The 24,104-nt window shown below is 52.6% G+C and carries 23 protein-coding genes; 11 read left to right on the forward strand and 12 right to left on the reverse strand.

Annotated elements, in window-relative coordinates:
• The first annotated feature begins 102 nt into the window (after nt 1–102).
• Entirely contained in the window at nt 103–519 is a 417-nt protein-coding gene (gene aroH / locus QJQ48_RS02920; protein WP_346289684.1) for a chorismate mutase, read from the forward strand.
• 119 nt (nt 520–638) lie between these two features.
• On the opposite strand, the gene crtR is transcribed toward aroH, so the two are convergent.
• Nucleotides 639–1,562: a beta-carotene hydroxylase gene (gene crtR, locus QJQ48_RS02925; RefSeq protein WP_346289685.1), complete on the reverse strand. Its 924-nt coding sequence runs from the start codon at nt 1,560–1,562 to the stop codon at nt 639–641.
• 522 nt (nt 1,563–2,084) lie between these two features.
• Here crtR and pyk point away from each other — a divergent pair.
• From pyk to QJQ48_RS02940, 3 genes are all read left to right on the forward strand, one after another.
• On the forward strand, nt 2,085–3,872 hold the full coding sequence (gene pyk, locus QJQ48_RS02930; protein WP_346289686.1) for a pyruvate kinase: 1,788 nt from the start codon (nt 2,085–2,087) through the stop codon (nt 3,870–3,872).
• A 155-nt stretch (nt 3,873–4,027) separates the two neighbouring features.
• The gene (locus QJQ48_RS02935) at nt 4,028–4,570 is read left to right on the forward strand and encodes a hypothetical protein (protein ID WP_346289687.1); all 543 of its coding nucleotides are present in this window, start codon (nt 4,028–4,030) and stop codon (nt 4,568–4,570) included.
• 68 nt (nt 4,571–4,638) lie between these two features.
• A complete protein-coding gene (locus QJQ48_RS02940; RefSeq protein ID WP_346289688.1) occupies nt 4,639–5,073 on the forward strand; it encodes a thermonuclease family protein in 435 nt (144 codons plus the stop codon).
• A 63-nt stretch (nt 5,074–5,136) separates the two neighbouring features.
• On the opposite strand, the gene QJQ48_RS02945 is transcribed toward QJQ48_RS02940, so the two are convergent.
• A complete protein-coding gene (locus tag QJQ48_RS02945) occupies nt 5,137–6,219 on the reverse strand; it encodes a class I fructose-bisphosphate aldolase (protein ID WP_346289689.1) in 1,083 nt (360 codons plus the stop codon).
• 121 nt (nt 6,220–6,340) lie between these two features.
• Between QJQ48_RS02945 and QJQ48_RS02950 the strand changes: the two genes are divergently transcribed.
• Nucleotides 6,341–6,712, forward strand: coding sequence for a VOC family protein (locus QJQ48_RS02950; RefSeq protein WP_346289690.1), 372 nt, complete (start codon nt 6,341–6,343; stop codon nt 6,710–6,712).
• Between the two features lie 20 nt (nt 6,713–6,732).
• Here the strand turns inward: QJQ48_RS02950 and QJQ48_RS02955 are convergent, their stop codons facing one another.
• From QJQ48_RS02955 to QJQ48_RS02970, 4 genes are all read right to left on the reverse strand, one after another.
• A complete protein-coding gene (locus QJQ48_RS02955) occupies nt 6,733–7,035 on the reverse strand; it encodes a DUF3593 domain-containing protein (protein ID WP_346289691.1) in 303 nt (100 codons plus the stop codon).
• Nucleotides 7,036–7,129: 94 nt separating this feature from the next.
• A complete protein-coding gene (locus tag QJQ48_RS02960; RefSeq protein ID WP_346289692.1) occupies nt 7,130–7,453 on the reverse strand; it encodes a DUF2499 domain-containing protein in 324 nt (107 codons plus the stop codon).
• 3 nt (nt 7,454–7,456) lie between these two features.
• A complete protein-coding gene (locus QJQ48_RS02965) occupies nt 7,457–7,849 on the reverse strand; it encodes a hypothetical protein (protein ID WP_346289693.1) in 393 nt (130 codons plus the stop codon).
• 130 nt (nt 7,850–7,979) lie between these two features.
• Entirely contained in the window at nt 7,980–8,333 is a 354-nt protein-coding gene (locus QJQ48_RS02970; RefSeq protein WP_428843015.1) for a hypothetical protein, read from the reverse strand.
• 270 nt (nt 8,334–8,603) lie between these two features.
• Here QJQ48_RS02970 and QJQ48_RS02975 point away from each other — a divergent pair, with 270 nt between their 5' ends.
• Nucleotides 8,604–9,488, forward strand: coding sequence for a DUF4349 domain-containing protein (locus tag QJQ48_RS02975; protein ID WP_346289695.1), 885 nt, complete (start codon nt 8,604–8,606; stop codon nt 9,486–9,488).
• Between the two features lie 165 nt (nt 9,489–9,653).
• Nucleotides 9,654–12,356 carry a PAS domain S-box protein gene (locus tag QJQ48_RS02980; protein WP_346289696.1) on the forward strand — a complete coding sequence of 901 codons (2,703 nt, stop codon included), beginning with the start codon at nt 9,654–9,656 and terminating at the stop codon, nt 12,354–12,356.
• 40 nt (nt 12,357–12,396) lie between these two features.
• Here QJQ48_RS02980 and QJQ48_RS02985 read toward each other — a convergent pair whose 3' ends face one another.
• From QJQ48_RS02985 to QJQ48_RS03000, 4 genes are all read right to left on the reverse strand, one after another.
• Nucleotides 12,397–14,037 (reverse strand): sensor histidine kinase, encoded by a 1,641-nt coding sequence (locus tag QJQ48_RS02985; RefSeq protein WP_346289697.1) that lies wholly within the window; start codon nt 14,035–14,037, stop codon nt 12,397–12,399.
• Between the two features lie 176 nt (nt 14,038–14,213).
• Entirely contained in the window at nt 14,214–15,317 is a 1,104-nt protein-coding gene (locus tag QJQ48_RS02990) for a hybrid sensor histidine kinase/response regulator (protein ID WP_346289698.1), read from the reverse strand.
• Nucleotides 15,299–15,661 (reverse strand): PleD family two-component system response regulator, encoded by a 363-nt coding sequence (locus tag QJQ48_RS02995; RefSeq protein ID WP_346289699.1) that lies wholly within the window; start codon nt 15,659–15,661, stop codon nt 15,299–15,301. Before QJQ48_RS02995 ends, QJQ48_RS02990 begins: the two co-directional genes overlap by 19 nt.
• Before the next feature lie 15 nt (nt 15,662–15,676).
• Entirely contained in the window at nt 15,677–17,125 is a 1,449-nt protein-coding gene (locus QJQ48_RS03000; protein WP_346289700.1) for an ATPase domain-containing protein, read from the reverse strand.
• Nucleotides 17,126–17,548: 423 nt separating this feature from the next.
• Between QJQ48_RS03000 and QJQ48_RS03005 the strand changes: the two genes are divergently transcribed.
• The 4 genes from QJQ48_RS03005 (at nt 17,549) to QJQ48_RS03020 (ending at nt 22,706) form a co-directional block, all read left to right on the forward strand.
• A complete protein-coding gene (locus QJQ48_RS03005; RefSeq protein ID WP_346289701.1) occupies nt 17,549–18,055 on the forward strand; it encodes a hypothetical protein in 507 nt (168 codons plus the stop codon).
• 289 nt (nt 18,056–18,344) lie between these two features.
• Nucleotides 18,345–20,192 (forward strand): biosynthetic-type acetolactate synthase large subunit, encoded by a 1,848-nt coding sequence (gene ilvB, locus QJQ48_RS03010; protein WP_428843016.1) that lies wholly within the window; start codon nt 18,345–18,347, stop codon nt 20,190–20,192.
• A gap of 181 nt (nt 20,193–20,373) precedes the next feature.
• Nucleotides 20,374–20,877: a hypothetical protein gene (locus QJQ48_RS03015; protein ID WP_346289703.1), complete on the forward strand. Its 504-nt coding sequence runs from the start codon at nt 20,374–20,376 to the stop codon at nt 20,875–20,877.
• A gap of 35 nt (nt 20,878–20,912) precedes the next feature.
• Nucleotides 20,913–22,706 (forward strand): peptidoglycan D,D-transpeptidase FtsI family protein, encoded by a 1,794-nt coding sequence (locus QJQ48_RS03020; protein WP_346289704.1) that lies wholly within the window; start codon nt 20,913–20,915, stop codon nt 22,704–22,706.
• 25 nt (nt 22,707–22,731) lie between these two features.
• On the opposite strand, the gene gmk is transcribed toward QJQ48_RS03020, so the two are convergent.
• Together gmk and QJQ48_RS03030 are read right to left on the reverse strand one after the other, a co-directional pair.
• On the reverse strand, nt 22,732–23,346 hold the full coding sequence (gene gmk / locus QJQ48_RS03025) for a guanylate kinase (protein ID WP_346289705.1): 615 nt from the start codon (nt 23,344–23,346) through the stop codon (nt 22,732–22,734).
• Nucleotides 23,347–23,355: 9 nt separating this feature from the next.
• Entirely contained in the window at nt 23,356–24,102 is a 747-nt protein-coding gene (locus tag QJQ48_RS03030; protein ID WP_346289706.1) for a phycocyanobilin:ferredoxin oxidoreductase, read from the reverse strand.
• Between the last annotated feature and the right edge of the window lie 2 nt (nt 24,103–24,104).

Consider the following 24,104-nt stretch of genomic DNA (forward strand, 5'->3'; position numbering starts at 1 on the left):
TATTCAAGCGCTTCAGCGAGGACTGGTACTATGAAAGTTCAAATCTACAAAAATATCTTTTGACTGATTTGCCTTTAGTGAAGAGAAACGGTAATCGACTCTATGAGTAATTCTGATGCGGACTGGCGAGTTCGAGCAATTCGCGGGGCAACCACTGTTTCTGAAAATACAGCAGAAGCGATTTGGAGCGCGGTTACTGAACTGCTTGATGAGTTAGAGTCTCGCAACCGCCTCAACCCCGACGATATTATCAGCGCCACCTTCTCAGCCACCCGCGACATAGATGCGGTATTCCCCGCTCAAATTGCTCGTCAGCGCCCCCAGTGGAACAATGTGCCCCTTCTTGATGTGCAGCAAATGCACGTGGAGGGCAGCCTGCCGCGATGTATTCGCTTTCTGATTCACGCTTATATGCCAGTACTGCACACTGAGATTCATCACCCCTATCTGCGGGGCGCTAAAACCCTCAGACCCGATTGGGAAACTTCGCCCGCTAGCTTTTCTTCTAGCCGGGAATAGCCCTACTCAGCAAGCTGTCTGCTGCCTATAGTCAATAACGCCGGAGTGTCTGCAGACACTCCGGCGCATTTTCAATGTGCATAAATTTTCAGATAGGCAGCCGCCCCCAGGCGAGGGCGCTATATAGACTTTTTTCGTTCTAGAAACTGAAAAGGATGCTTGTGATGTACGCGAATGCCTAGAAAAATGTCGTAGATGAAGCCAAAAAAGTCTTTGCCCCTGAGCAAACCTAAAGACTGATGACAGCCCTTATGATCCAGCAGCGGCTTCATGGTTTCATAAGCCGGTTTGTACTTATACCAGGGAATAGACGGCCAAAGATGGTGGACCAGGTGGTAGTTCTGGCCCATAATCATCAGGTTAAGGATAGCTCCCGGATAGACCCGGGCATTTTTCCAGCGATCGCGTTCCTCAAAAGGGCGGTGCGGCAAATAGTCAAAAAACAGCCCTAGGGCTAGCCCCACCACCAGCGCTGGTGAAAACCAAAAGTTGAAAATATAGCCCAAAAAATCAAAATGAACGGCAGCAACCACAATCAGCGCCACCGTTAAGCGGGATAAAAACCATTCCAGCAGTTCCAGCTTGCGCCAGAGACGCCGCTGAAAAAAATAAATTTCGTGGTAGAAGAAACGGGCCGCAATTAACCACAGCGGGCCACCCGTCGAGACAAAATGATCGGGATCGTTTTCCGGATCGTTGACGTGGGCGTGATGCTGCATGTGCACGCGCGTAAAAACGGGAAAAGCAAAGCCCAGCATCAGAGCGCTACCATGACCCAGCAGAGCGTTCACAACGCGATTGCGGTGAGCGGCATGGTGTGAGGCATCATGAATAACTGTGCCCACAAGATGGAGGGCCAACGTATTGAGACCAAAGCAACACCAGCCTGCTAAGCCCCAGACGAAATAGCCCCATGTAGACAGTGTGACGAGTAGAACCGCACCCAAGAACATCAGCAGATTGAGGCTGATACCGCCATCCGCTTTCAAAAGTTCTGATGGAACCGTTCTAGGCACTGTCAGAGGCGCCGTTGCCACCGACATCAATTACTGTGCTCCTTCTTAAACCATCTCCGGTAGTATACGCTACTGATGAGGAATAATAAAGTTTTGTGACATCAACTCATTTAATCAGGCCCAATTGACCGCACTAGAAAGAGCTATCAGGTTTTACCCAATCGGGTGCAGACAGGCGCTATGGCAATCAGCCAAATTTTAGGCAGCATCAGGTCTAGAGCTTTGCCGCAAAAATGGTTCATGACCAGCTAGCTGTCTACTTTTCGTCAGGTAAACCTTGAGAAAACTCATCTAGGTATGATCGAATTTTATAGTTCTCCAAATAGCTCATTTGTAGCGGTTATCTCGCTTATCTAAACCCAGGTATTTTAGAAATACTCACGAGACAGACCAATAGGCCAGCCATCTTTTATGAGAGCCAAGAGCTGAAATAGCAGTCCTCAAAAGGGTTGAGCCGCAGCCTACCGTATAATCCGGTGGACTAAACATGGTACTATCCGTTTTGCCTCTGCCAAATTAATTTTTTACCCAGTCGCCTGTAGTCTAGCCATGCAACTGCAAACTGCCTTACGTCGGACTAAAATTGTCGCTACCATTGGCCCAGCCACCAGCAATCCCGATGTACTGCGAGCCTTAATTGAAGCTGGCGCGACTACGCTGCGCCTCAACTTTTCTCACGGCACCCACGAAGACCATCAGCGCAGTATTCGTTTAATTCGGCAGATTTCTTTTGAACTTAATCAACCTGTGGGGATTCTGCAAGATTTGCAAGGCCCCAAAATTCGCTTGGGTCGCTTTGAGAATGGCTCTATTCAGCTCAAAAAAGGCGATAAATTTATTTTAACCAGTCGGCCTCTGGCGGGAACTCAGACTATCAGCTCAGTGACTTACGAGCCGCTAGCTGACGAAGTGCCGGCAGGGGCCACTATCCTGCTCGATGATGGTCGGGTAGAAATGCGGGTAGAAGCGATCGATCGCCAGCAGCGTGAACTGCACTGTGAGGTCGTCGTGGGTGGCGTCTTGTCCAATAGCAAAGGCGTTAACTTCCCAGGGGTTTATCTTTCCATTAAGGCGCTGACCGAGAAAGATCGGCGCGACCTGATGTTCGGCCTCAATCAGGGCGTTGACTGGGTGGCGCTGAGCTTTGTGCGGAATCCTCAAGACGTTTTAGAGATCAAAGAGCTGATTTCTGAGGCGGGCAAGCAGGTGCCCGTGATTGTCAAGATTGAAAAGCACGAAGCGATCGAACAGATGGAGGCAATTTTGTCGCTTTCAGACGGCGTGATGGTGGCACGAGGAGACCTGGGCGTTGAGCTACCAGCGGAAGAGGTGCCTATTCTGCAGAAACGCTTAATTGCCACTGCTAATCGTCTAGGCATTCCTGTGATTACGGCAACACAGATGTTAGACAGCATGGCCAGCAATCCGCGCCCCACCCGCGCAGAGGTCTCGGATGTGGCCAACGCGATTCTAGACGGCACAGACGCAGTTATGCTCTCGAATGAGACAGCGGTGGGCAAGTATCCGGTTGAGGCTGTCGCCACGATGGCCCGGATTGCTCTACGCACTGAGCAGGAAAGCCCCAACTGCTCCTTCGATGAGCAAAGCAGTTCTCGCTCAATTCCGAATGCGATTAGTCATGCCGTTAGCCGCATTGCCGATCAGCTTAAGGCGGCGGCTATCATGACGATGACCAAAACAGGGGCAACAGCCCGCAACGTTTCTAAGTATCGTCCTCGAATTCCGATTTTGGCGGTGACACCCCAGGTTGGCGTTTCGCGTCGGCTGCAGCTGATTTGGGGTGTTCGTCCGCTCCTCGTGCTGGATTTACCATCGACAGGGCAAACCTTTAAGGCCGCTATGAACGTAGCTCAAGAGAAAGGTCTGCTGCGGGAAGGCGACTTGGTGGTGATGACGGCGGGAACGCTACAGGGTGTTTCTGGCTCTACCGACTTGATTAAGGTGGAGCTGGTAACGGCGGTATTAGGACGGGGTACTGGCATTGGGGAAGGCTCAATCAGTGGGCGAGCCAGGGTAGCCCACAGCGGTTTAGATATCAGCGACTTTAATCCCGGAGAAATTCTGATTGCGCCATGCACCAGCGCCGACTTTGTAGATGCTATCCGGCGGGCAGGCGGCATTATTACTGAAGATGACAACCTCACAGGCCACGCGGCGGTGATAGGACTAAGGCTGGGTGTGCCCGTGATTGTGGGTGTTAAGAATGCCACTGAGGTGATTCGCGACGGCACTATTCTGACGCTAGATGCGCGGCGCGGCGTAGTTTATTCTGGCGCACTGGGGCCAACTCAGCCAGAAGCTGCCCTCGCGGTTTAGACGAACAGGCTGAAATTCTCCGGTGATTTCAATCACAGGTGGTCACCGTCTAGATCACTGAGAGAGGCAGTCAAAATCACACGGGGATCGGAATTTTATCACCGGGCAAGTGACCAAAACATCCGATATTGAAGTGGCTGCCATCATGACGCATTATGCCCAACTTCAATTCTGCGCTCCCATCTGTTCCGGCTCCATTCTGGGAGTTACAGCGTACCTTTGCTCGCTTAGTGGTAGGTTTAAGCCTGACATTAACGGGTTTAACAGCTTTACCCTATACCAGTACGACTCTGGCCAGTCCGCAGCTTTCAGAAGGAATAGGGCAGACGCTAGCTGATGGGGTCTATCTGTTTGGGCGATCGCCCCAGCCAGCGCAAATTGGAACTGAGTATGTAGTCTTTGAAGTCAGAAACCAGCAAACGGTGGGAGCTTTTTACAGTCCGGCCTCCTCCTTTGACTGTTTTCAGGGGGAAGTCCGGCCCGATCGCCTAATGCTTACCGTCATTGGCAGCTACGAGCAGACGGCCTCTGCCTACGCGATCGCGCTGCAGCCAGCTACTGCCCTGAACGCTGCCCAGCAGGGAGCAGGGGCACCCACGACCCTGACGGGCTATCACGCCATTGCCGAGCTGAGCCAGACCGACAGCCACATTTTGGCAACGTGTCAGCAGGCAATGTCACCACAACAGGCAATATAGGCGATCGCGCCGCCTCATCTATCCCAGCGCCAGAACCTGATTGACTGCATCTACATGCAAATTACCCTATGACCCAGCGACTTAAGTTTCGGCTTAAGCAGATTAAAGATGGCGATACTTTAGTGGGCAGCCACGCAGAGCAAACTGAATCAATCCGGCTGTACGGCATTGACTGCCCTGAACTAGCCCAGCAACCCTACGGCGAAAAAGCCCGTCGCCGCCTACAACAGCTGCTCAAGCCCTACAAAGAAATAGAAGTGATTGAAGTTGACCGCGATCGCCACGGTCGTCTAGTGGGCGAAGTTTGGGTAGCTGACGGCTGCATCAACACCCAGCTTCTCTGCGAAGGCTACGCAGTTGCCTATCGCAAGCATCTGCGAGACGAGTACCGACTGAGATACCTGGCTTCAGAGGCGATCGCTCGGCGCAGCAAGCTCAATTTTTGGCGACAGGTGCGACCCCAAATGCCCTGGGAGTATCGCTATCATCATCCCCGGCGGTAGGGGCAAGCGGCGATTTGCCTGACCGTTTACCCCTGCGTCTATGCCTTCAGCTTTTTAGCGTCCCTACGCGATCGTAATTTCGTCAGACAAATAGACATCCTGAATCAGGTGGAACAGCTTGACGCCTTCCTTAAAGTCACGCTGAAACGTTTTACGACCCGAAATTAGGCCGCAGCCGCCAGCCCGCTTATTGATAACGGCTGTCCGCACCGCCTCGGCAAAGTCGTTCTTGCCCGAAGAACCACCGGAATTAATCAGTCCGGCCCGGCCCGCGTAGCAGTTGAGTACCTGATAGCGAGTCAGATCGATGGGGTGATCAGTAGACAGGTCACTGTAGACGCGATCGTCCGTTCGGCCATACTTTTCGCCAGCAGCCTGAGCCACAGCCGCGTAGCCGCCATTGGTTTCCGGTAGCTTTTGCTTAATAATATCGGCCTCAATAGTAACGCCTAGGTGATTGGCCTGTCCGGTCAGATCAGCCGCTAGGTGATAGTCTTTGTCCTGCTTAAAGACATCATTGCGCAGGTAGCACCACAAAATGGTGGCCATGCCTAGCTCGTGGGCACGGGCAAATGCGGCGCGGACTTCTTGAATTTGACGATTGGATTCAGGTGAACCGAAATAAATGGTGGCCCCGACGGCAACCGCCCCTAAGTTCCAAGCCTGCTCAACCGAAGAAAACATAATTTGATCGGCAGCGTTGGGATAGCTCAGCAACTCGCTGTGATTGAGCTTGACGATGAAGGGAATTTTGTGGGCGTACTTGCGCGAGGTCATGCCTAAAACGCCCAGAGTGGTAGCCACGGCATTGCAGCCACCTGCGATCGCCAAATTGACAATATTTTCCGGGTCGAAATAGATGGGGTTAGGGGCAAAGGAAGCTGCCGCTGAGTGCTCAATCCCCTGGTCAACCGGCAAGATAGAGAGATAGCCTGTATTGGCCAGCCGCCCGGTACTATAGAGCTGCTGCAGACTGCGTAAAACTTGCGGATTGCGATCGCTTTGAGCAAAAATGCGCTCCACCCAGTCGGGACTAGGCAGATGTAGCTGATCTTTAGTCACCTTGGCTTTGTGGGCCAGCAGGCTGTCTGCTTCATCTCCTAATAGTGATTCAATCGATTGAGGCGCGGATACACTAGCAACCACGGTAAGCCTCCTTGCTCTTGCTAATCAACACAATTTGTCGCTGCTCTCAGGCTAGCTCAGTCTGCTTGAGATCACCCTCGCATCGTCACCCATAACTTCAGTCCTATAGGCTCAAAGTGCCATGTCTCTTAGACCACAAGCCGCTTTCCTCACCCTGGCTAGCCCTCACATAGAAAATCTAGTGCAGTTTTACCAGCAGCTTTTTGATCAAAAACCTGAACCTTACATACCCCACAAGTTCGCTGAATTCCAGCTTGCTGGTATGCGCCTAGCTATTTTTAAGCCTAAAGCTGCGAATCAAGCTGAATTTGCTTCGGCCACCAGTGGTCGCCTCAGCCTGTGCTTAGAAGTTGACGACTTGGAGCAGGCGATCGCTCATCTGCAGACTCTAGGCCATCCTGCCACAGACGAAATTATGGCAGCTTCCCACGGAAGAGAGATTTATGCCTACGACCCGGACGGCAACCGCCTGATTTTGCACCAAAGCCACTAGCCCTGCCTACTTGCCGCCTCCTATCCGCTGCCCTTTTTGCTGCCTGCCGCCAAAACCGCCTGCCGAAACCCCAGCACGACCAGAATGTTAGACACGGTTAAGAACAGCTCGGCGCTGCCGTGGAGCCAGTCTACGTTGGCCAGTTCCTGCCCGTAGACCTGCCGCGCATAAATTCCGGCAGGAATTGTAACGGCGACAAAAATCAGCAGTACATAGAAGCCAATTAGGGCCAATCGAGGCGTTTGCCCCGACTTGGTCAAGAACCAGAGAAAGCCTAGATAGGGAAAGAGAGAAACCGCAAAGAGGGTATTTTTATCAAGCATTCTGGAAAAGGTAACGAGGCTAGTAGGCGCATACAGCCATATGCCCTATTCAAGAGTTCCTATGGCTGCTACATAGCATTAGGCGGATCTACAGCTAAGACTTCTCGCTGATTGATTCCGGCTGCGTCTTAGCGCTGCGCCAAATCCACCAGGCAGCGGCGCAAAAGGCCGTATTGCCCACTACGGTCATGGCTGCCTGCAGCACCACTAGCCAGTCTAGAGCAACAGCATTGTCAAAAAAGTGCCAGGTGCAGGCGCACATGGCGCTGATCAGAGCAGGCAGCATAGCAAAGGCTAAGTAGCGCCAGGCCGGGCGATCGCTAACCTCGGCATAGCGCCAAACAAACCAAATGGCCGCGATCCACTCAATCACGCTAGAAATGTGAACCATCCAAGTAGGAATTGACAGGGCGTGCATAGCCTAGCTATCCGCTGGTCGCTGTAGCTGTTCAATATCGCGCCGTACCTGCTCTAGCTCCTGGGTCAAAGCTTCAATCTCTAGCTGCAATCCGCCCTCCACCGTTGGCATGTTGACCGGATTGGCAGGAGCAGAACTGCTGGCGGTAGGAGCACCCTGATTAAATGAGCCAGGCATCTGAGTCATCATGCTATCAACCAGCCTGCGGGCTTCCTGCTCAGCCACCGTGCCTTTACTTTCTAAATCTTCGCTGAGGCGATTCCAGTCACCATTGATCTCAGAAAATTTCTCGCTTTGCTTGGCCGGATCTTGGACGGCCTCAACTAGCGTTGCAGTGGCTCCCAGGGCAATGCGAAAGCCTTTTTGCAACAGTTCGGTAAAGCTATCAGAGTTCATAAAAGTTTAGATATGACAAAACAACAACGTCTCTAGATGCCCAAGTCCGGCATTGAGCTAAAAATCGGGATTGAGCAAATAGTGAACCGTTGCCTTGATTGTATAGTGCTTCTTTCGGAGTTGCTTAGCATCAGGCTGTTTGCTCAAGATACTGGTTGAGATCTTCGAGAATGCGAGTCAGCTCGGCTTCGGTAGTCAGGCGAATCCGGTCATCTCGAATGGTGAGCAGCAGCTTAGCCGCAAAGGGAGTTGGCCAAATATTAGGATTGCAGAAAACCTCTAAAAAGACCTCGCCGGTATGCTGATACTCCAGGGTTTTTTCTGGCTGTGTTTTTTTGCCTGCGCTGGCCTGGGTCGTCGCGATCGCCTTCAGACTCGTCATCAACTCCCCCAAAGCAGCCTGCAGCTTTTGAGCCGCCTCTGGCGAAAAATTAAACCGAACTGAGCCTTCGCCTAAGTTCAATGTCATCTGTGTGGTCATCACTTCAGTTCAGTAGAGCGTCGGCTAACATTTTGCCATTGATTGTCCTGCTTAAACGGTCACTGTTATCCACAGAGGGACAGATTGCGGCTGACGGTCCTGCTGCGTCTCAGTCGGTAGTGACATAAACAACTTTAGTAAACGCCCTAGCGAGTACAAGTCAGTTAAGTAGGCAGGCGCGATCGCGGTGAAAAGCTGGTTGCAGATTTTGCAACTTCGGGGAGAAACTTTGGCCGGGCTGCCAGACTGTGGGTATCGAATTTCCCTAAGCTTATGCCGTTATTGCTATCTCGACCCACCCGTCTGATTATTCCTGTCTTGAGCCTTTTAGTGTTGGCGAGCTGCGGCTCTGCTGAGCTGACGAGTGAAAGGGCAGCGGAAGAAATCGCGGCTGACGCCCCAATGGCCCAAGAAGCTGCTCCCGCCGAAGGCTCTGCTGCTTTGCTGGCAGATACCACCGCCGCGCCCACCGCCCCACCCCAGTTAGCCAAGCGAGCCAGCCTATCGCTGACGGTAGATTCAACCGAGGCCGTGGCTGAACAGGTATCGCAGATACTACAAGCCCAGCAGGGTGATTTGCTCTCGCTGCAGGATCAGCCGTCGCATAGTTTGGGCCATCGCCGTCAAATTTCAATTCAGCTACGAGTACCCCAGGCAAATTTAGAGGCTACGCTGAGCGCGCTGAAAGAACTTGGTACAGTGGAATCTCAGGCGATCGCTGCTGAAGACGTTTCCAATCAGCTTGTAGACCTACAGGCGCGGCTGCGTAATCTGCGCCAGTCTGAAGCTGCTTTGCTAGAAATTATGGATCGCACCGGCTCTATTGCGGAGGTATTAGAAGTTTCCCGCGAGCTGAGTACTGTGCGGCAGTCGATTGAGCAAATAGAGGCCCAGCAAAAAGCTTTTCAGGGCCGCGTTGCCTACTCGGTGATCGATTTGAGTCTCATTGAGGCTGTGCCAACCCCGCCCACCGCGCGTCCCCTGCCGGAAAAACTGGAAACTACCTGGCGAACCGCTACCCGTTCAGTCAGTAGTTTCACGGTCGGCCTAATGCAGATGGGATTATGGCTGTTGGCCTACAGTCCTTATTTGGCGGTAATAGCGATCGCTGCCGCTGTTGGCTATCGCATTCGCAATGCTAGAAGCACCGAATCTTGAACAATCTAGCGTGATCTTTCCGCCTAAAGAGCAATACAAAAATCTGTCAAACAGGGCACTCTAATTTCAGGTGACGAATCGCACAGATGTTGCTTCCGAGTTTTAAGGCTGTCTGCTGACGTCTCTGAAGATTTTAACTGTTGACTAGATGTTCAACGTTTGCCTATGGCTTCTTCGCTGCATCCCCATAGTCCATGTCAGCATTCAAGGGGTGATAGCGATCGCCTGTTAGAAGCCCTGGCAACCACTAGCCATCTCTTGCTCACTGAGGATAATTACTCCCAGGCTATTGACCGTGCCCTAAGCATTTTGGGAGAGGCCGTCAACGTCGATCGAATTTATATTTTTGAGAATCATACCGATCCGGCAACGGCAGCTCCCGTCGCGAGCCAGCGCTGGGAATGGGTTGCTCCCGGCATTGTGCCTGAGATTGATAACCCTGCGCTGCAAAATCTTTCCTATCAAGATCTTTTTCCGCGCTGGTATCGGGTTTTATCCCAGGGTGACTCCATAGAGGGCTTGGTTGAAGCTTTTCCCGCTTCTGAGAGGATGGTGCTTGAAGCCCAGCAAATTCGCTCTATTTTAGTCATGCCCATTCGGGCCAACCATGAATTTTGGGGCTTTGTGGGGTTTGATGCTTGCCGCCAAGAGCACATCTGGTCAGAGGGTGAAAAAGCTCTCTTAAAAGCAGCCATCGGTAGCTTGGGAGGACGTATTCGGCAGCAGCAGACCCAGGAGTCTCTGCAAAAGCTCAATGAAAGGCTCGAAGTCAAAGTTGCGGAACGAACTCAAGATCTACGACACAGCCGCGATCGCTTGTTTAACTTAGCCGATAATCTACCCGGTGTTCTCTGCGAACTACGGCTGAACAGTGCAGGCCAACTCGTATTTTCTTATGTTTCATCCGGTATTCAAAGTCTTCTTGGCATCGGACCAGTGACATTATTGACAGATGCGACAGTGCTAAACCGCTTCTTTGGCACTGACCAGCCCACGCTAGAACAAACCTTACAGCAGGCGGCAGCGGTTAACCAGAACTGGGAGCATGAATGGTGCATTGCTGATGCTGAGGGAAAGCAAAAATGGATTAGAGGCGTTGCCCGACCGGAAAAACAGCCCAATGGCGATATCCTTTGGTATGCCTATCTGTCTGACATTAGCGATCGCAAGCAGTTTGAAGCCAAGCTCCAGCTCTGGCAGCAGGCCGTTAAGGCCAGTAGCAACGCTATTGTCATCAGCGATGCCCGTCAGCCGGAGATGCCAATTATCTACGCCAATCCTGCCTTCGTGCAGCAGACGGGCTATTCTGAAGCAGCTACACTGGGGCGCAACTGTCGCTTTTTGCAAGGGGAAGACTCCAACCAACCTGGGCTACAACAGCTACGCCTCGCGATTCAGGCTGCCACAAGCTGCACCGTACTGTTGCGCAACTACCGCCAAGACGGCACGCTCTTTTGGAATGAGCTGACAATTTCGCCCATTTTCGATGACAAAGGCACTCTGACCCACTTTGTCGGCATCCAAAACGATATCACTGAGCACAAACTGACTGAAGAAGCGCTTAAACGGCAGCAGCTGCAGCTATCCTCACTGCTGGACAACATTCCTCACATTGCCTGGCTGAAGGATGCCGAAAGTCGCTTCATTGCTGTCAACAAGCCCTTTAGTCTGGCCTGCAACAGAAGCAGCACTGCCGAGCTGGTCAATCAAACAGATTTAGACGTGTGGCCACTCAAGCTGGCTCAGCAATATCGCCAAGACGATCAGGCTGTGATGCAGTCCCGTCAGCAAAAGCGAGTTGAAGAAAAGTTAGAGACCGCTGACGGGTCAATCCGCTGGATAGAAACTATCAAGACTCCCATTTTCGATGATGAAGCAGCCGTGATTGGGACCGTTGGCATTGCCATGGATGTGACTGAGCGAAAGCAAGCTGAAGATACGCTGCGCCAGTCAGAGGCTCAGTTTAGGCAGCAGGCACAGGTGTTGCAAAACACTTTGGTGAAACTTCAGCAAGCGCAGTCACAAATGATCCAGAGCGAAAAAATGTCTTCTTTGGGGCAGTTAGTTGCTGGGGTCGCGCATGAAATCAACAATCCGGTCAGTTTCATCTACGGCAACATTGACTATGCCAAGCAGTATGTTCAAGATCTGCTAGAGCTGGTCACGCTTTATCGGGCACAGCCTCCTAACGCCGAGAATCGGCGATTTCAGCAAAAAGCGGATGCCATCGAGCTAGATTTTCTGATTCAGGATTTGCCTCAGCTTCTAGATTCTATTGCGGTGGGTGCTGAGCGCATTCGGCAGATTGTGCTTTCTCTGCGCACTTTTTCGCGCATGGATGAAGCCGATAAGAAAGAAGTCGATATTCATGCAGGCATTGACAGCACCCTGATGCTTTTGGCCCACCGCCTCAAGGCCCAGGCTGATCGCAGCGAAATTGCGGTTATTTGCGACTATGGCAATCTCCCGGCGATCGAATGCTATGCCGGCCAGCTCAATCAGGTTTTTATGAACATTTTGGCAAACGCTATTGACGCGCTTGAGGAGGCGAATGAAAGCAATGGGCTGCCCTATTGTCAGCAAAAAGCCGGACAGATTCGTATTCGCACCGAGCAAACGGCTGCCAATCGAGTGACTATCCGCATTACAGACAACGGCCCCGGCGTGCCGCAGTCAATTTGCTCAGATTTGTTCAATCCCTTCTTTACCACTAAGCCGATTGGCAAAGGCACAGGAATGGGCTTAGCCCTCTGCTACCAGATTATTGTTGAGCGACATGGAGGGCAGCTAACGCTAAATCCGGAAACGCAGCAGGGTGCAGAGTTTGTAATCGAAATTCCTATCCGTCAAACAGCCGCTAGTTCGTAAGGAATATTTGCTACTCCTTTTTACGAATAAACAACGCTGCTTAAGCTTTTACCTGATTTTCTAAAGGCAAAAACACTGTCACAACTTCCCCCTGCTGGGGTCGCTGGCGGACAATCAGCTTGCCTCCGAGAGCCTGAAACAGGTTCTTAGTCACATCTAGGTTTAATGTTAGGCCGCCTGTTTCCGGCTGAAACATCAGGAGCTGGCCAATCGACTTCAGCGGCGAGGCTGATCCGTGAGACTGATGGGTGCAGGCTTCAGCTCCAGGATTAGTCTGCTCACTAGACTGAAACTGCAGCTTGAGCTGATGACCTGCCAGCATGACGCATAGCTGTAGGTGACTGTCGCAGGGCAAACTGTTAGTAAATCGCTCTACCAGCCCGGTTAAGACCTGCTTCAGCATCGTTGGATCGCTAGCGACCATTGGCAGTTTAGGTGGCAGCAAGACTTCTAGCGTTAGGTTGCGGCGGCTGGCCTGTTGCTGCCAGTTGGGAATAGATTCTTGAAAGATTTGAGACAGGGCAATGGGCGTGAGCGGCGACTTGGGCTGACTGCTCGCTTCGGTTTCCAGCTCGACGGCCTTAAAAATGAGGTTGAAGCGATCGATCTGCTGCGTACACTCGCGATCGATCGATCGCAGCCGTTTAGAAACATTAGCCTCTAAGTCGGGGCGACGTAAAAGCGATCGCACTAAAGTCCGGATCGTCGTCAGTGGCGTCCGAATCTCATGGGCCATTGCCTGTAGCAGTTCGGCATCCGGGCTGAGAGAGGGGTGAGAAATCTCTGGTCTAGCAGCAGGGGCCGTAACAAACCGCAGCGGAATTGACGCGGCAGAGAGCTTGTGTGCCAGGGCAGTCACAGAATTATCACGAGGAGCCACATGACCATTGAGGTCCGGGCTGACTGTGGCAGTCGGCTGGGGCAGTGTCGTCAAGCGTGCCGCCGACTGATGCGCTAGCAGATAGCGGCTAAAGCGGGTTACGGTTTGATAGCTCGGTTCGACCACCGGAAACTTTTCTGCTAAGGCTTTCAGCCGCTCTAGGCAATGAGGCTGAACTAACAGTACCCGCGATCGCAGGAGCTGATAGGCCTGCTCTATAATTTCCGGCGTAAAAGAAAAGCGAAACTTGGGTGCACCAGCAGCATCTTGTCCCAGCACCAAGATTAGGCAAAAGTGAGCCGTCAACACCAGACAAAATCGCTCTTGTCCCAGCGGATCGCCTGGCACCAGCGGCAACATCTGAGACGTATGGGCTGTAGGCAACTGACTGAGATCAGCAGGCATGAGCTGCGGCGGCAGCACTGTCTCTTCCAGTAGCTGGGAGTTGAAAATCCAGGTGGAAAACTGCGGCATTAACCCAGGCTGGTTAATCACAGGTAGAGGTCCGGAAAGAACAAGCCCTTCCAAAGGCGGACTGCCATCGGCCTCCGCCACGGGGCTAGCTGCCGCATCAGTTACGATCGCTTGCAAAAGCTGATTGAGCGCCGCGATCGCTCCCTGCCATTCAGCTTCGGCCTGCAGTCCTGACTGATGTGTCGATGCGGCTGAACGGCGAACACCTGTATTTTCCGCTGTATCTGGGTGAGCTGACTGGCTTTGGGTAGGTGCCATTGCCGCTGGTAGGGCTGGTTCATCCAGCGCCACTAGCTCACTCAAAGTTGAAAAAAAGCGGTAGCTCACAAGTTCTCTCCCTGCTGCGCTGCAGTTGTGGCCGAATACCTAACGATAGGTGTCGTGAAAGCGCTTCTGCATTTCAGCGATCCGGCTCATATCTAAAAGCCTACCGGCAAGACAGAGATTAAGGTATGAGTAGAACCGAACGAGAAGAGTGCAGTTTCCCTCGGCGGTCAACCGGTTCAAGGCGTAATTGGTAAAGACACATGAAAGACAGTACCGACGCCGGGCTGACTGGTAAAGGTGATTTGACCGCTGTGGCACTCGACGCACTGCTTGACAATGCTCAGTCCCAGTCCAGTTCCAGCAATTTCTCCTACGTTACTAGCCCGGTGGAAGGATTCAAACAGCTGAGGCTGATCCTCTAAGGGAATGCCAATGCCCTGATCATGAACTTCAAATACAACCTGCTGCGCTTGGGTGCGAACAACCAGGCGGATGAGGCCGTTGGGCGCGGAATATTTCACAGCATTGGAAAGCAAATTAGACAAAATATGATGCAGCAGCGTCGTGTCTAGAGAAATCAGCGGGGCAGCTGCCGGGAGATCTAAAGCAATGTGAGGTGGAGTTGCGCAGCTCAGCCGAAAGTCAGCGATGAGCTGCTGACAAAACTCAGCTAGGTTACACAGGCAGGGTTCAAACTTTAGCTTGCCGACATCAGCCCGGCTGTAAACCAAAGCCCCCTCTACCAGTTCATTCAGTTTGCTAATGGATCTGCGAATCCGCTGCAGCATAAACGCCTGCTTATCAGGATCGTTTTGACTGCGCTCTAGCAGCTGGACAAAGCCAGAGACTATATTCAGCGGATTGCGAAATTCATGCGCCAGGATAGAGACAAAGCGAGACTTCATCTTATCAGCCTGCTGCAGTTCCAAATTGGCCTGGTGTAGCTGTTGCGAGAGCCGTCTTGCTCGCAACAGCACCTCTAAACGAGCCTGCAACTCTATCTTCTCCAGCGGTGTCGTAACCAAGTCGTCTACGCTGCGCCAAAGCTGCCGCGTCGCCAAACTCACCTCGGAACGAGCCGTCAGCAGTACGCAGGGCCAAAAGATAGGTTCAGTCATTTTTCGCTGCTTTTTCAGCCAGGGTTGTAGCTGGCTGAAAGCGGCTCCGTCTAAAATACAGAGCTCAAAGTCTTCAGCCGATAGAGTTTCGAGGGTTTCTAAGCCAGCGTCTATCTGAGGGGCTACTAGCTGATAATGCTCCGATAACCACTGGGAGAGCAGACGGCGATTTTCTTTCTGTTGAAGCAACAGCAGCAAACGGCTCATTGTTCGGGTAGGCAATAGTGCTGAATGAGTTGAATTAGATTCTGGCGGTTGAGGGGCTTCCCCAAGCAGGCGCTAGCGCCATGTAAAAGACTTAGATGATTGAGCTTTGAACCAAATTGAGGAACAAGCACGAAGAAAGGGACATGGCAGACTTGAAGGCGATCGCAATAGCGCCAGACCTGCTGGTCGAATCCGGAAATATCAATTAGCGCAAAATGAACTGTCTGAGCGTGATCTAAAGCCGATTCAAAAGCCGCATAGGTCTGAACTGTTAGCAGGTAGTAGCCAAAAGGCCTTAAAAAATCTGCTAGCAGATTTTGATTGCGAGAGTTGCAGGCCAGACTTAAGATTACAAGCAATTTCTTAGGGCACCACTAGCGTGAATTAGGGCCATCAATCCAGTCCGGCGCGCCGCTTAGGATATTCCGCAGCGTGCTCAGCGGGGCTCCTACCTTGATCCCGTATCGCGTAATTTCGACCTCTCGTAGCGTTCGCTCAAAACCTGAGAGCCGCTTTTTCAGTACACCAATCGCTTTGCGCAATTCGCCTTTTATTTCTAAGTGACGCAGAAAAACAATGTTGTCCGCTAGGTAGCTAACACCCATATTGGTGGCCCGGAAAGTCCCGCCCATAATATCCTCTACCTCATTGACCAGCAAAGCTGCCACCCCCATATTTTGCAAATACCTGCACAAAGCATGAACATGCCGCACAATGCTGCCACTGCGAATAGAAAGCTCATAGCCTGATAGGCTATCAATCATCACAATTCGCGTTTGATACTGTTCCACTTCCCGCCGCACGAGCTGAGCAAACTCGTCAGGGGAATAAAGCAGTGCCTCAATTTCCACAATCGACAAAGTGCCCCGATTTAGCATGGCCCGCACCGGAATATTGACGCTCTCGCAGCGGTGCAGAATGGTTTCTGTCGCTTCTTCAAACGTATAGACAACTGAGCGTTCTCCTCGACCTGCCGCTTCCTTCATAAACTGCAGGCCCAGAGTAGTTTTGCCAACTCCGGTTGGCCCCGTTATGATCGTAATCGCTCCTCGTTCAATACCTCCATGCATTAGTTCATCCAGTTCAGGAACGCCGGAGGAAATGACATCGGGCTGAAACTTACGCTGAAACGTCACCGGACGCAGTTGCGGAAAAACGGCCATGCCGCTAGAGGTCAATCGCAAGGAATGTTTGCCATCCGCAAAATCAGAACCGCGAAATTTAGTAACCGCTAGCAGACGCTCATCGTGTTCATAGCTAAGGCTTAAAACGCCATCACTCATAAACTTGAGATCGTCATCCGGGGCACTTTGACTCCCTTCCGAAGTAAATAGAACCGTGGCATCGTTTTGAGTGAGATAGCGAATAAAGGAAAGCGCTTGCTTATGAAACTGAAATTCGTCAGTTGATAGATAGCGGAACTGGGTGATCGAATCTAAAAAGATGCGGGAAGGTTGAAGAGATTCAATACATTCTATAATTTTTTGCGTGGTCGGTTCCCGCTCGACATCGGCTGGAGAGAAAATATCGTAGGACTGCGACTCTGCAAAAAAGTCTGGTGTCGGGCTGAGATCTAAAAACTCAATTCCGGTTAAATCTATCCCCAGATAGTCGGCATTTTGGCGGATTTGCAGCTCAGATTCACTGAGAGTGATAAAGAGTACTTTTTCCTGCCTAGTAGCCCCTTCGGCTAAAAAGTGAATACCTACCGTTGTCTTGCCAGTTCCAGGGCCGCCACGAAGTAGATAGGCCCTGTTTGTAATCAAGCCGCCGTGAAGAACTTCGTCTAACCCTACAATGCCAGTAGATACTCGCTGCTGCAAAACCTTTTCTCCACGGAGACTTGTTGGAATAGTCTAAAAATACCGTATATCAAGCGCCCTCAACGAAAAGCACTTAAATTAGTTATAGGAAGGCAAACAGAAACCCAGGGTTGTTTTAGGGAATGAAACAGTCCTGAAAAGAAACCTACCTGCCTGAGCTAGTTGGGATAGCTAATATTTGCTTTGACAAATTCTTATAACTTTTCAAGTTTTGCTGATTGGTTTGGTTTTTCCCAATCAATTTTTCAGCTTTTCATGCCTTAAATTTAAGCGCAGTCTTACTGTCTCAAAAGCTATGGAATGTAATCAGTAATGCCCCCACTTCAGCTATCAGTTGCAGAAAACATGTCAGCATCGTCAAACGCTTCTCAAAACTACTTAATTATTTGCCCAGGAATACATTCTTCTGACCTAACGCGAAGCTTGCTGACTGAAATTGACGCTTTCCTGCCGCCTCTACCACTCCAGATACTTTTGTGTCCCCAAGTCGGGATTTGGTCTTTTTCTCCTTTTTTTACACTGCAGTTTTTGCAACAGCAGATTCGACAGCCTCACCAAGCAAACCTAATCTTTTTAGGCTTTAGCGCTGGCGTAGTCGCCGCTATGGGAGCAGCCTTGGCCTGGCACTATCACCGGGGCGGCAGGGTTGAGGCCGTGATTGCGGTAGATGGCTGGGGCGTTGCTCTAGCCGCTGAATTTCCGGTCTATCGGCTCAGTCATGACTATTTCACCCACTGGAGTTCTGCTTTATTAGGAAAAGGGAGCCGCAGTTTCTATGCCGATCCGTCTGTGAGCCACCATCAGCTTTGGCGATCGCCCAGCCAGGTCACTGGCTGGCAAACTGAGTCAGATAATTTGGGGATAGAGCAGCGATCGACTGCGACAGCCGCAACTTTCCTGACTCAGCTCCTGCAGCGGCATAGTCATTAGGCCAGGAAAAGGGGGCGATCGCCATTACTAAACTTCAAATTTTGTAGGATTGCTAACATTTTGCAGCTTGCCGAGGGGGAAGGGGTTCTTTCCTGCAGAGTAGCCTTGTAGCCGCTTGCGCCAGCTAGAGCCGACTGCCTAGCTCTGAGAAATTATGCCAAGGCTGTCTGCAGAAGCTCAGGCAAAAAGATAGGATAAGAGCTAATGAATATCTGACCTTCAGATATTCGTTCTGGTTTAAGTAGTACAGTTGAAAGCTATCCCTTAAGAGTTCGGCAACAGTGAAATGATGTCTCCTGCGCAAGTTCAGCAAAAAGTTGCACCCAAACGGGTAACGGGTGCATTTGCCCTCATTGACAGTCTGGTTCGACACGGTGTAGAGCATATTTTTGGCTACCCTGGCGGGGCAATTCTGCCAATCTATGATGCCCTCTATGAAGCTGAGGCCGCCGGGCAGGTGAAGCATATTCTGGTGCGCCACGAGCAGGGAGCTTCTCATGCCGCAGACGGGTATGCCAGAGCCACAGGCAAAGTCGGCATCTGCTTTGCCACTTCCGGGCCTGGGGCCACTAATCTAGTCACCGGCATTGCCACCGCTCAGATGGATTCAATTCCAATGGTGGTGATTACGGGTCAGGTTCCGCGGGGAGCAATTGGCAGCGACGCCTTCCAGGAGACAGATATTTTTGGCATTACTTTGCCCATCGTTAAGCACTCCTATGTGGTTCGCGACCCGCAGGAAATGGCTAAGGTTGTGGCAGAGGCTTTCTACATTGCCCAGACCGGACGCCCCGGCCCCGTCCTGATTGACGTGCCTAAAGACGTGGGTGTTGAAGAATTTGATTACATTCCAGTTGAGCCGCGTTCGATCAAGCTGCCCGGCTACAAACCTACCATCAAGGGCAATCCGCGCCAGCTCAATCACGCCATTGAGCTGCTTAAGCAGGCAGAACGTCCCCTACTCTACGTAGGTGGCGGCGCTATTACCTCTGGTGCCCACGGCGAAATCAAGGCTCTAGCCGAGCATTTTCATATTCCCGTTACGACGACGCTGATGGGCAAGGGGGCTTTTGACGAGCACCATCCCCTTTCGGTGGGCATGTTGGGGATGCATGGGACGGCCTACGCCAATTTCGCCGTGAGCGAATGCGATTTACTGATTGCCGTAGGTGCCCGTTTTGACGATCGCGTTACCGGCAAACTAGATGAATTTGCCTCCCGCGCTAAGGTCATTCATATTGATATCGATCCGGCTGAGGTCGGCAAAAATCGAGCTCCCCAGGTGCCGATTGTGGGCGATGTCCGCCGGGTTCTGCAAGATCTGCTGCAGCGCATAGAAACCGAGGGAACCCCAGGAAATTCCCAGCAAACTCAGGCTTGGCGCAACCGGGTCAACCGCTGGCGGCAGGAGCATCCTCTGGTGGTGCCGACCTACCCAGATATGATTTCGCCGCAGGAAGTCATTGTAGAGCTGAGCCAGCAGGCACCTCAGGCTTACTACACCACCGATGTGGGTCAGCACCAGATGTGGTCAGCTCAGTTCCTGAAAAACGGCCCACGCCGCTGGATTTCCAGCGCCGGACTGGGCACAATGGGCTATGGTTTACCGGCGGCTATGGGAGTGAAGGTGGCGCTGCCGGATGAACCTGTTATCTGTATTAGCGGCGATGCTAGTTTCCAAATGAATCTTCAGGAACTAGGAACGCTAGCCCAATACGGCATTGCGGTTAAAACCGTGATCATCAATAACGGCTGGCAGGGCATGGTGCGGCAGTGGCAGCAAGCCTTTTTTGGGGAGCGCTATTCTTCCTCAAATATGGAGATAGGGATGCCGGACTTTGAGCTACTAGCCCAAGCCTTTGGCGTTAAGGGCATGGTCGTGCGACAGCGGGATCAGCTCAAAGAGAGCGTGGTCGAGATGCTGGCGGCAGACGGCCCTGTTCTGATGGATGTGCGTGTGCGCAAGGACGAAAACTGCTATCCAATGATTGCGCCGGGTAAAAATAACGCTCAGATGATTGGCCTCCAGTCAGCTTCTAAGCTAGACCAAGCTATTGAGCTGGTGTACTGCTCAAACTGCAACGCTAAAAACCCATCGACCAATCGCTTCTGCCCGGAGTGCGGCACTAAGCTATAGCGATCGCAATGATCTGTAATAACCTGTCGGGCCATCCTCTATTGCTGTTATGGCTCAGGCAGGTTACTATGTCGCCAATCTGGGACCTTGAGGCACAGCCCACATGACGGCGCATTCCGCCTGAAGGTTGGTTCCTGACAGGTTGGTTGAGCAAGGTGAATCCGATTGAGGAGTGGAGTGCATGGCGGCAGCCTTGAAACGAGATATCGAAAAAACAGCGGGGCGGCGGCGCAGTCGCAGCGTGGTGCCGATGCTGGCGGCGGCTAAGCGATCCCATTCAGTACCAGTCTCCGCTGAGCCAGGGCCTGCCTTTGCCGCGCCGCAGCGGCCTCTCTGGTTACAGCTACTGCTGGGGCTATATCAAGGCACCACGGTGCTGTCGGGCGGCCTGCTGATAGCAGTTCTCGCTCTCTATGGCTCTACGGTCTATGTGGACAAGTCACTGCAGGCAGGAGCGCAGCGTTTAGAAGCCCTGCGCCGCAGCCAGCACCAGCTCACAACCGCAAATGAGGTGCTGAAGCAGCATTTAGCGGAACAGGCAGAAGTGCCAGGAGCCGCTTTAGAGCTGCCCCAGCCCAACAGCCTAATTTTTTTACCCCCTGCGGCAACTGAAGCCACTGAATCGGCTGCTGTAGAGACAGAGGTTCCGCCTCATCCGGCTCTGGCTCACCCCCTCGGCTACTAGGCCAGTTCTCCTGACTATTGCCCTTTGATAGCCCTATGTCCTCCCGTCCTCGCTTAGCGGCGCGATCGCGCCGCCCTATGGCTAGAAAACCTCGGCCCCGGCAGCGATCGCGCCGCTATTCTCCCCGGTTTCGGGCTTTGTTGGTTTGGAGCCTTTTGATCCTGAGCATCATCGGCTTGGGAAGCCGGCTGGCCTACATTCAGCTAGTGCAGGGGACGGCGCTGGCCCAGATGGCGCAGCAGCAGCAGCAACGCCGCCGTCAGCCAATTCAGGTGCGTCACAGCATTGTCGATCGCCAAGGAAATGCCCTAGCCGTCGATCAAATTGAGTACACACTCTATGCTCATCCGGCTTTGTTTGACCAATCAGCCAGCGCGATCGCGGCCCAGCTCAGTTCCCTGCTCGAACAACCAACCCGGCAGCTAGTTCAGCAGTTTGAAGCGCAAGAAACGGGGATTAAAGTAGCTGAAACCCTGCCAGAAGAAATTTCTAAGCGGATCTTAGAGCTGGAGCTAAACGGCTTAGAGCTAATTCCCAATCTGCAGCGTTTTTATCCCAGGGGCGACTTATTTTCTCAAATTGTGGGCTACGTCGATGTAGACGGTGAAGGACAGGCTGGACTGGAGTACAGCCTGCAGGAGCAGCTCTTTTTGCCCCAGCCATCCCAGGCCCAGTCTGCCCAAACAGGTCGCCAGCAGGATTTAGCGCTCGCGGCTTTGCTGGCCGAAGACGGCCTGATGCTGCAGCTCACCCTAGATAGCCGCCTACAGCGAGCGGCTCAGCTCAGCCTGCGCCGCCAGATGGAAACCTACGGTGCTAAGCGCGGTGCTGTTTTGGTTATGGATGCCCACAGCGGGGCTATTTTGGCGATGGCGGTAGAGCCTACCTATGATCCCAATCGCTACTACGAAGCCGACGTCGCCGCCTTTAAGAACTGGGCTGTTAGCGATAGTTACGAGCCAGGATCGACTTTCAAGCCAGTCAACGTAGCGATCGCCCTGGCTTCGCAAGCGGTAGATCCCAATTTTTCGATCTACGACGAAGGGCGAATTCAAATTGGCGAATGGCCAATTCAAAACGCTGACTATGCGGCCAGAGGCGGTCGCGGCCCCCTCAGCTTAGCCGAAGTGCTGAAATACTCCAGCAATGTTGGCATGGTTCACATTATGGAGGCGCTGGCTCCAGAAACCTATTTTGACTGGCTGCAGCGACTGGAAATTGATCAGCCCACCGGCATTGAGCTACCGGCTGAAACCACTGGACAGCTTAAGGAAAAGGAGCAGTTTGTCGGCAGTCGAATTGAGCCAGCCACCACTGCTTTTGGCCAGGGATTTGCCCTAACGCCGGTGCAGCTTCTACGGCTCCAGGGCACCTTAGCCAACGGCGGCAAGCTAGTGACGCCTCACGTAGTCTCAGGACTGCGCGATCGCCAGGGGCAGATCCATTGGCAGCCGCCTCGGCCTCAGCCCCAACCGCTCTTTGACGCAGCCACGGCGCAGCAGGTCGTCAGCATGATGGAAACCGTTGTTCAAGAGGGGACTGGCGAACCCGCCCAGGTACCGGGATATCGAATTGCGGGTAAAACCGGCACGGCTCAAAAAGCGCTCAATGGCTACTACACAGATGCCCGCATTACGAGCTTCGTCGGTATTTTGCCAGTTGAGGATCCCCGTTACGTGATTTTGGCCATTGTGGACGAGCCTTGGGGAGATGATGCCTATGGCTCAACTGTAGCTGCGCCCATCGTCAAAGCGGTAACCGAATCCTTGGTCGCGGTCGAAGGCATTCCGCCGAGCTCTCTCAGCCCAGAGACAGAGGCGGCTGAGTAAGCCTCTATAGGCTTGATTTAACTGTTTATTGACCAAATAAAGCCTGTTCTAGCTGCTGTAGAGCCGTCTCCAAATCATCATTGACAATCTGGATATCAAACTCATCTGCTGCCTCTACTTCCACGCTAGCCCGCTGCAGTCGCCGGGCGATCGCCGCTTCGCTATCCTGACTGCGATCGCGCAGCCGCCTTTCCAGCTCGCCTAAAGAGGGGGGCAAAATGAAAATTCGCAGCGCTTCCGGACAGGACTGCTCGACCTGCCGAGCGCCCTCTAGCTCAATTTCAAGTACAACCCAGTGCCCCGCCTGTACCTGCTGCTGCACCGGCTCAATCGGAGTTCCGTAGTAGTTACCGGCAAACTCCGCCCACTCCAGCAGTTCGCCAGCAGCTACCATCCGCTCAAACTTATCTCGATCAACAAAATAGTAATGCTGCCCGTCCACTTCTCCCGGACGGGGCTGCCGCGTAGTCGCTGAAGTCGAGAGATACAGCTCAGGATGGCGATCGAGCAAACGGCGCAGCAGCGTACCTTTGCCCACGCCGCTTGGCCCCGTAAAAACCACCAGCTTTCCCGGCTTAGCGGACGTAGACGCCGCAGCTATGCTGTCAGACGAAGAAGTGACAATAGACGAATTTGGCATAGAAAACAGCTAGGTCAAACTCGGTTCGGGGTCAGGAAGATCAAACAAAACAGTGGTCATATAGCGCTCAGCCCACTCAGCCCCAAAAGCTTTGATCAGCACACGGCGCGTTTTGTCATTTTGCTGCTGCTGCTGCACATAGCGCTGCTGCCCCTGCAGAATTTCAGCTCGCTGCGGCGGTGTTGCCACAGCCGCGATCGCCTGCTGGCAGTGAATGTCGAGAAAGTACTGAATACGTTCTAAAAAAGCCGCTTCCTCAGCCGGACTGCTGGGGCGGATGAAGGTGCAAAAAGGGGAAAAAATATCTCCCCAAGCTGGCAGCTCGCGCGGCTGGCTAAAATCAGGCTGGGGCAGGGCCGCTAGAGACTGCTGGTAGCCAGCCGGCAGGCCCTCAGGACTAACGGGGGACAAATCAGCGATCGCGGCGCTAATCTGACCGCGTCCGCCTACGAGGTCACAGCCAAACATCGGTAAGGCAAAGTCAGGCCGGGGAAACATAACACAGTGCAGAATATCCAGGCTTTGTCCCACCTTAGCCAGCTCTAGATGGAGCTTGCGAAACTGGCGAGTCTGATAGCAGTGGTTCTCAATCACTAGCTTTTCTCCCTCTAGCCGTCCCTCAACATAGCCCAAATCCGCCGGTAGCTGATAGGGACTCAGATCTAGCTGTTGCCAAGCGGCTTCAATCAGGTCAGCTAGCTGGCGAATTAGCGGATGTTGCTGCTCTCGAATTGAGGAATCAGACACAACAGACATAG

Origin of the sequence: Sphaerothrix gracilis Ecp01, assembly GCF_030405905.1 — a bacterium.
Classification (GTDB): domain Bacteria; phylum Cyanobacteriota; class Cyanobacteriia; order Phormidesmidales; family Phormidesmidaceae; genus Sphaerothrix; species Sphaerothrix gracilis.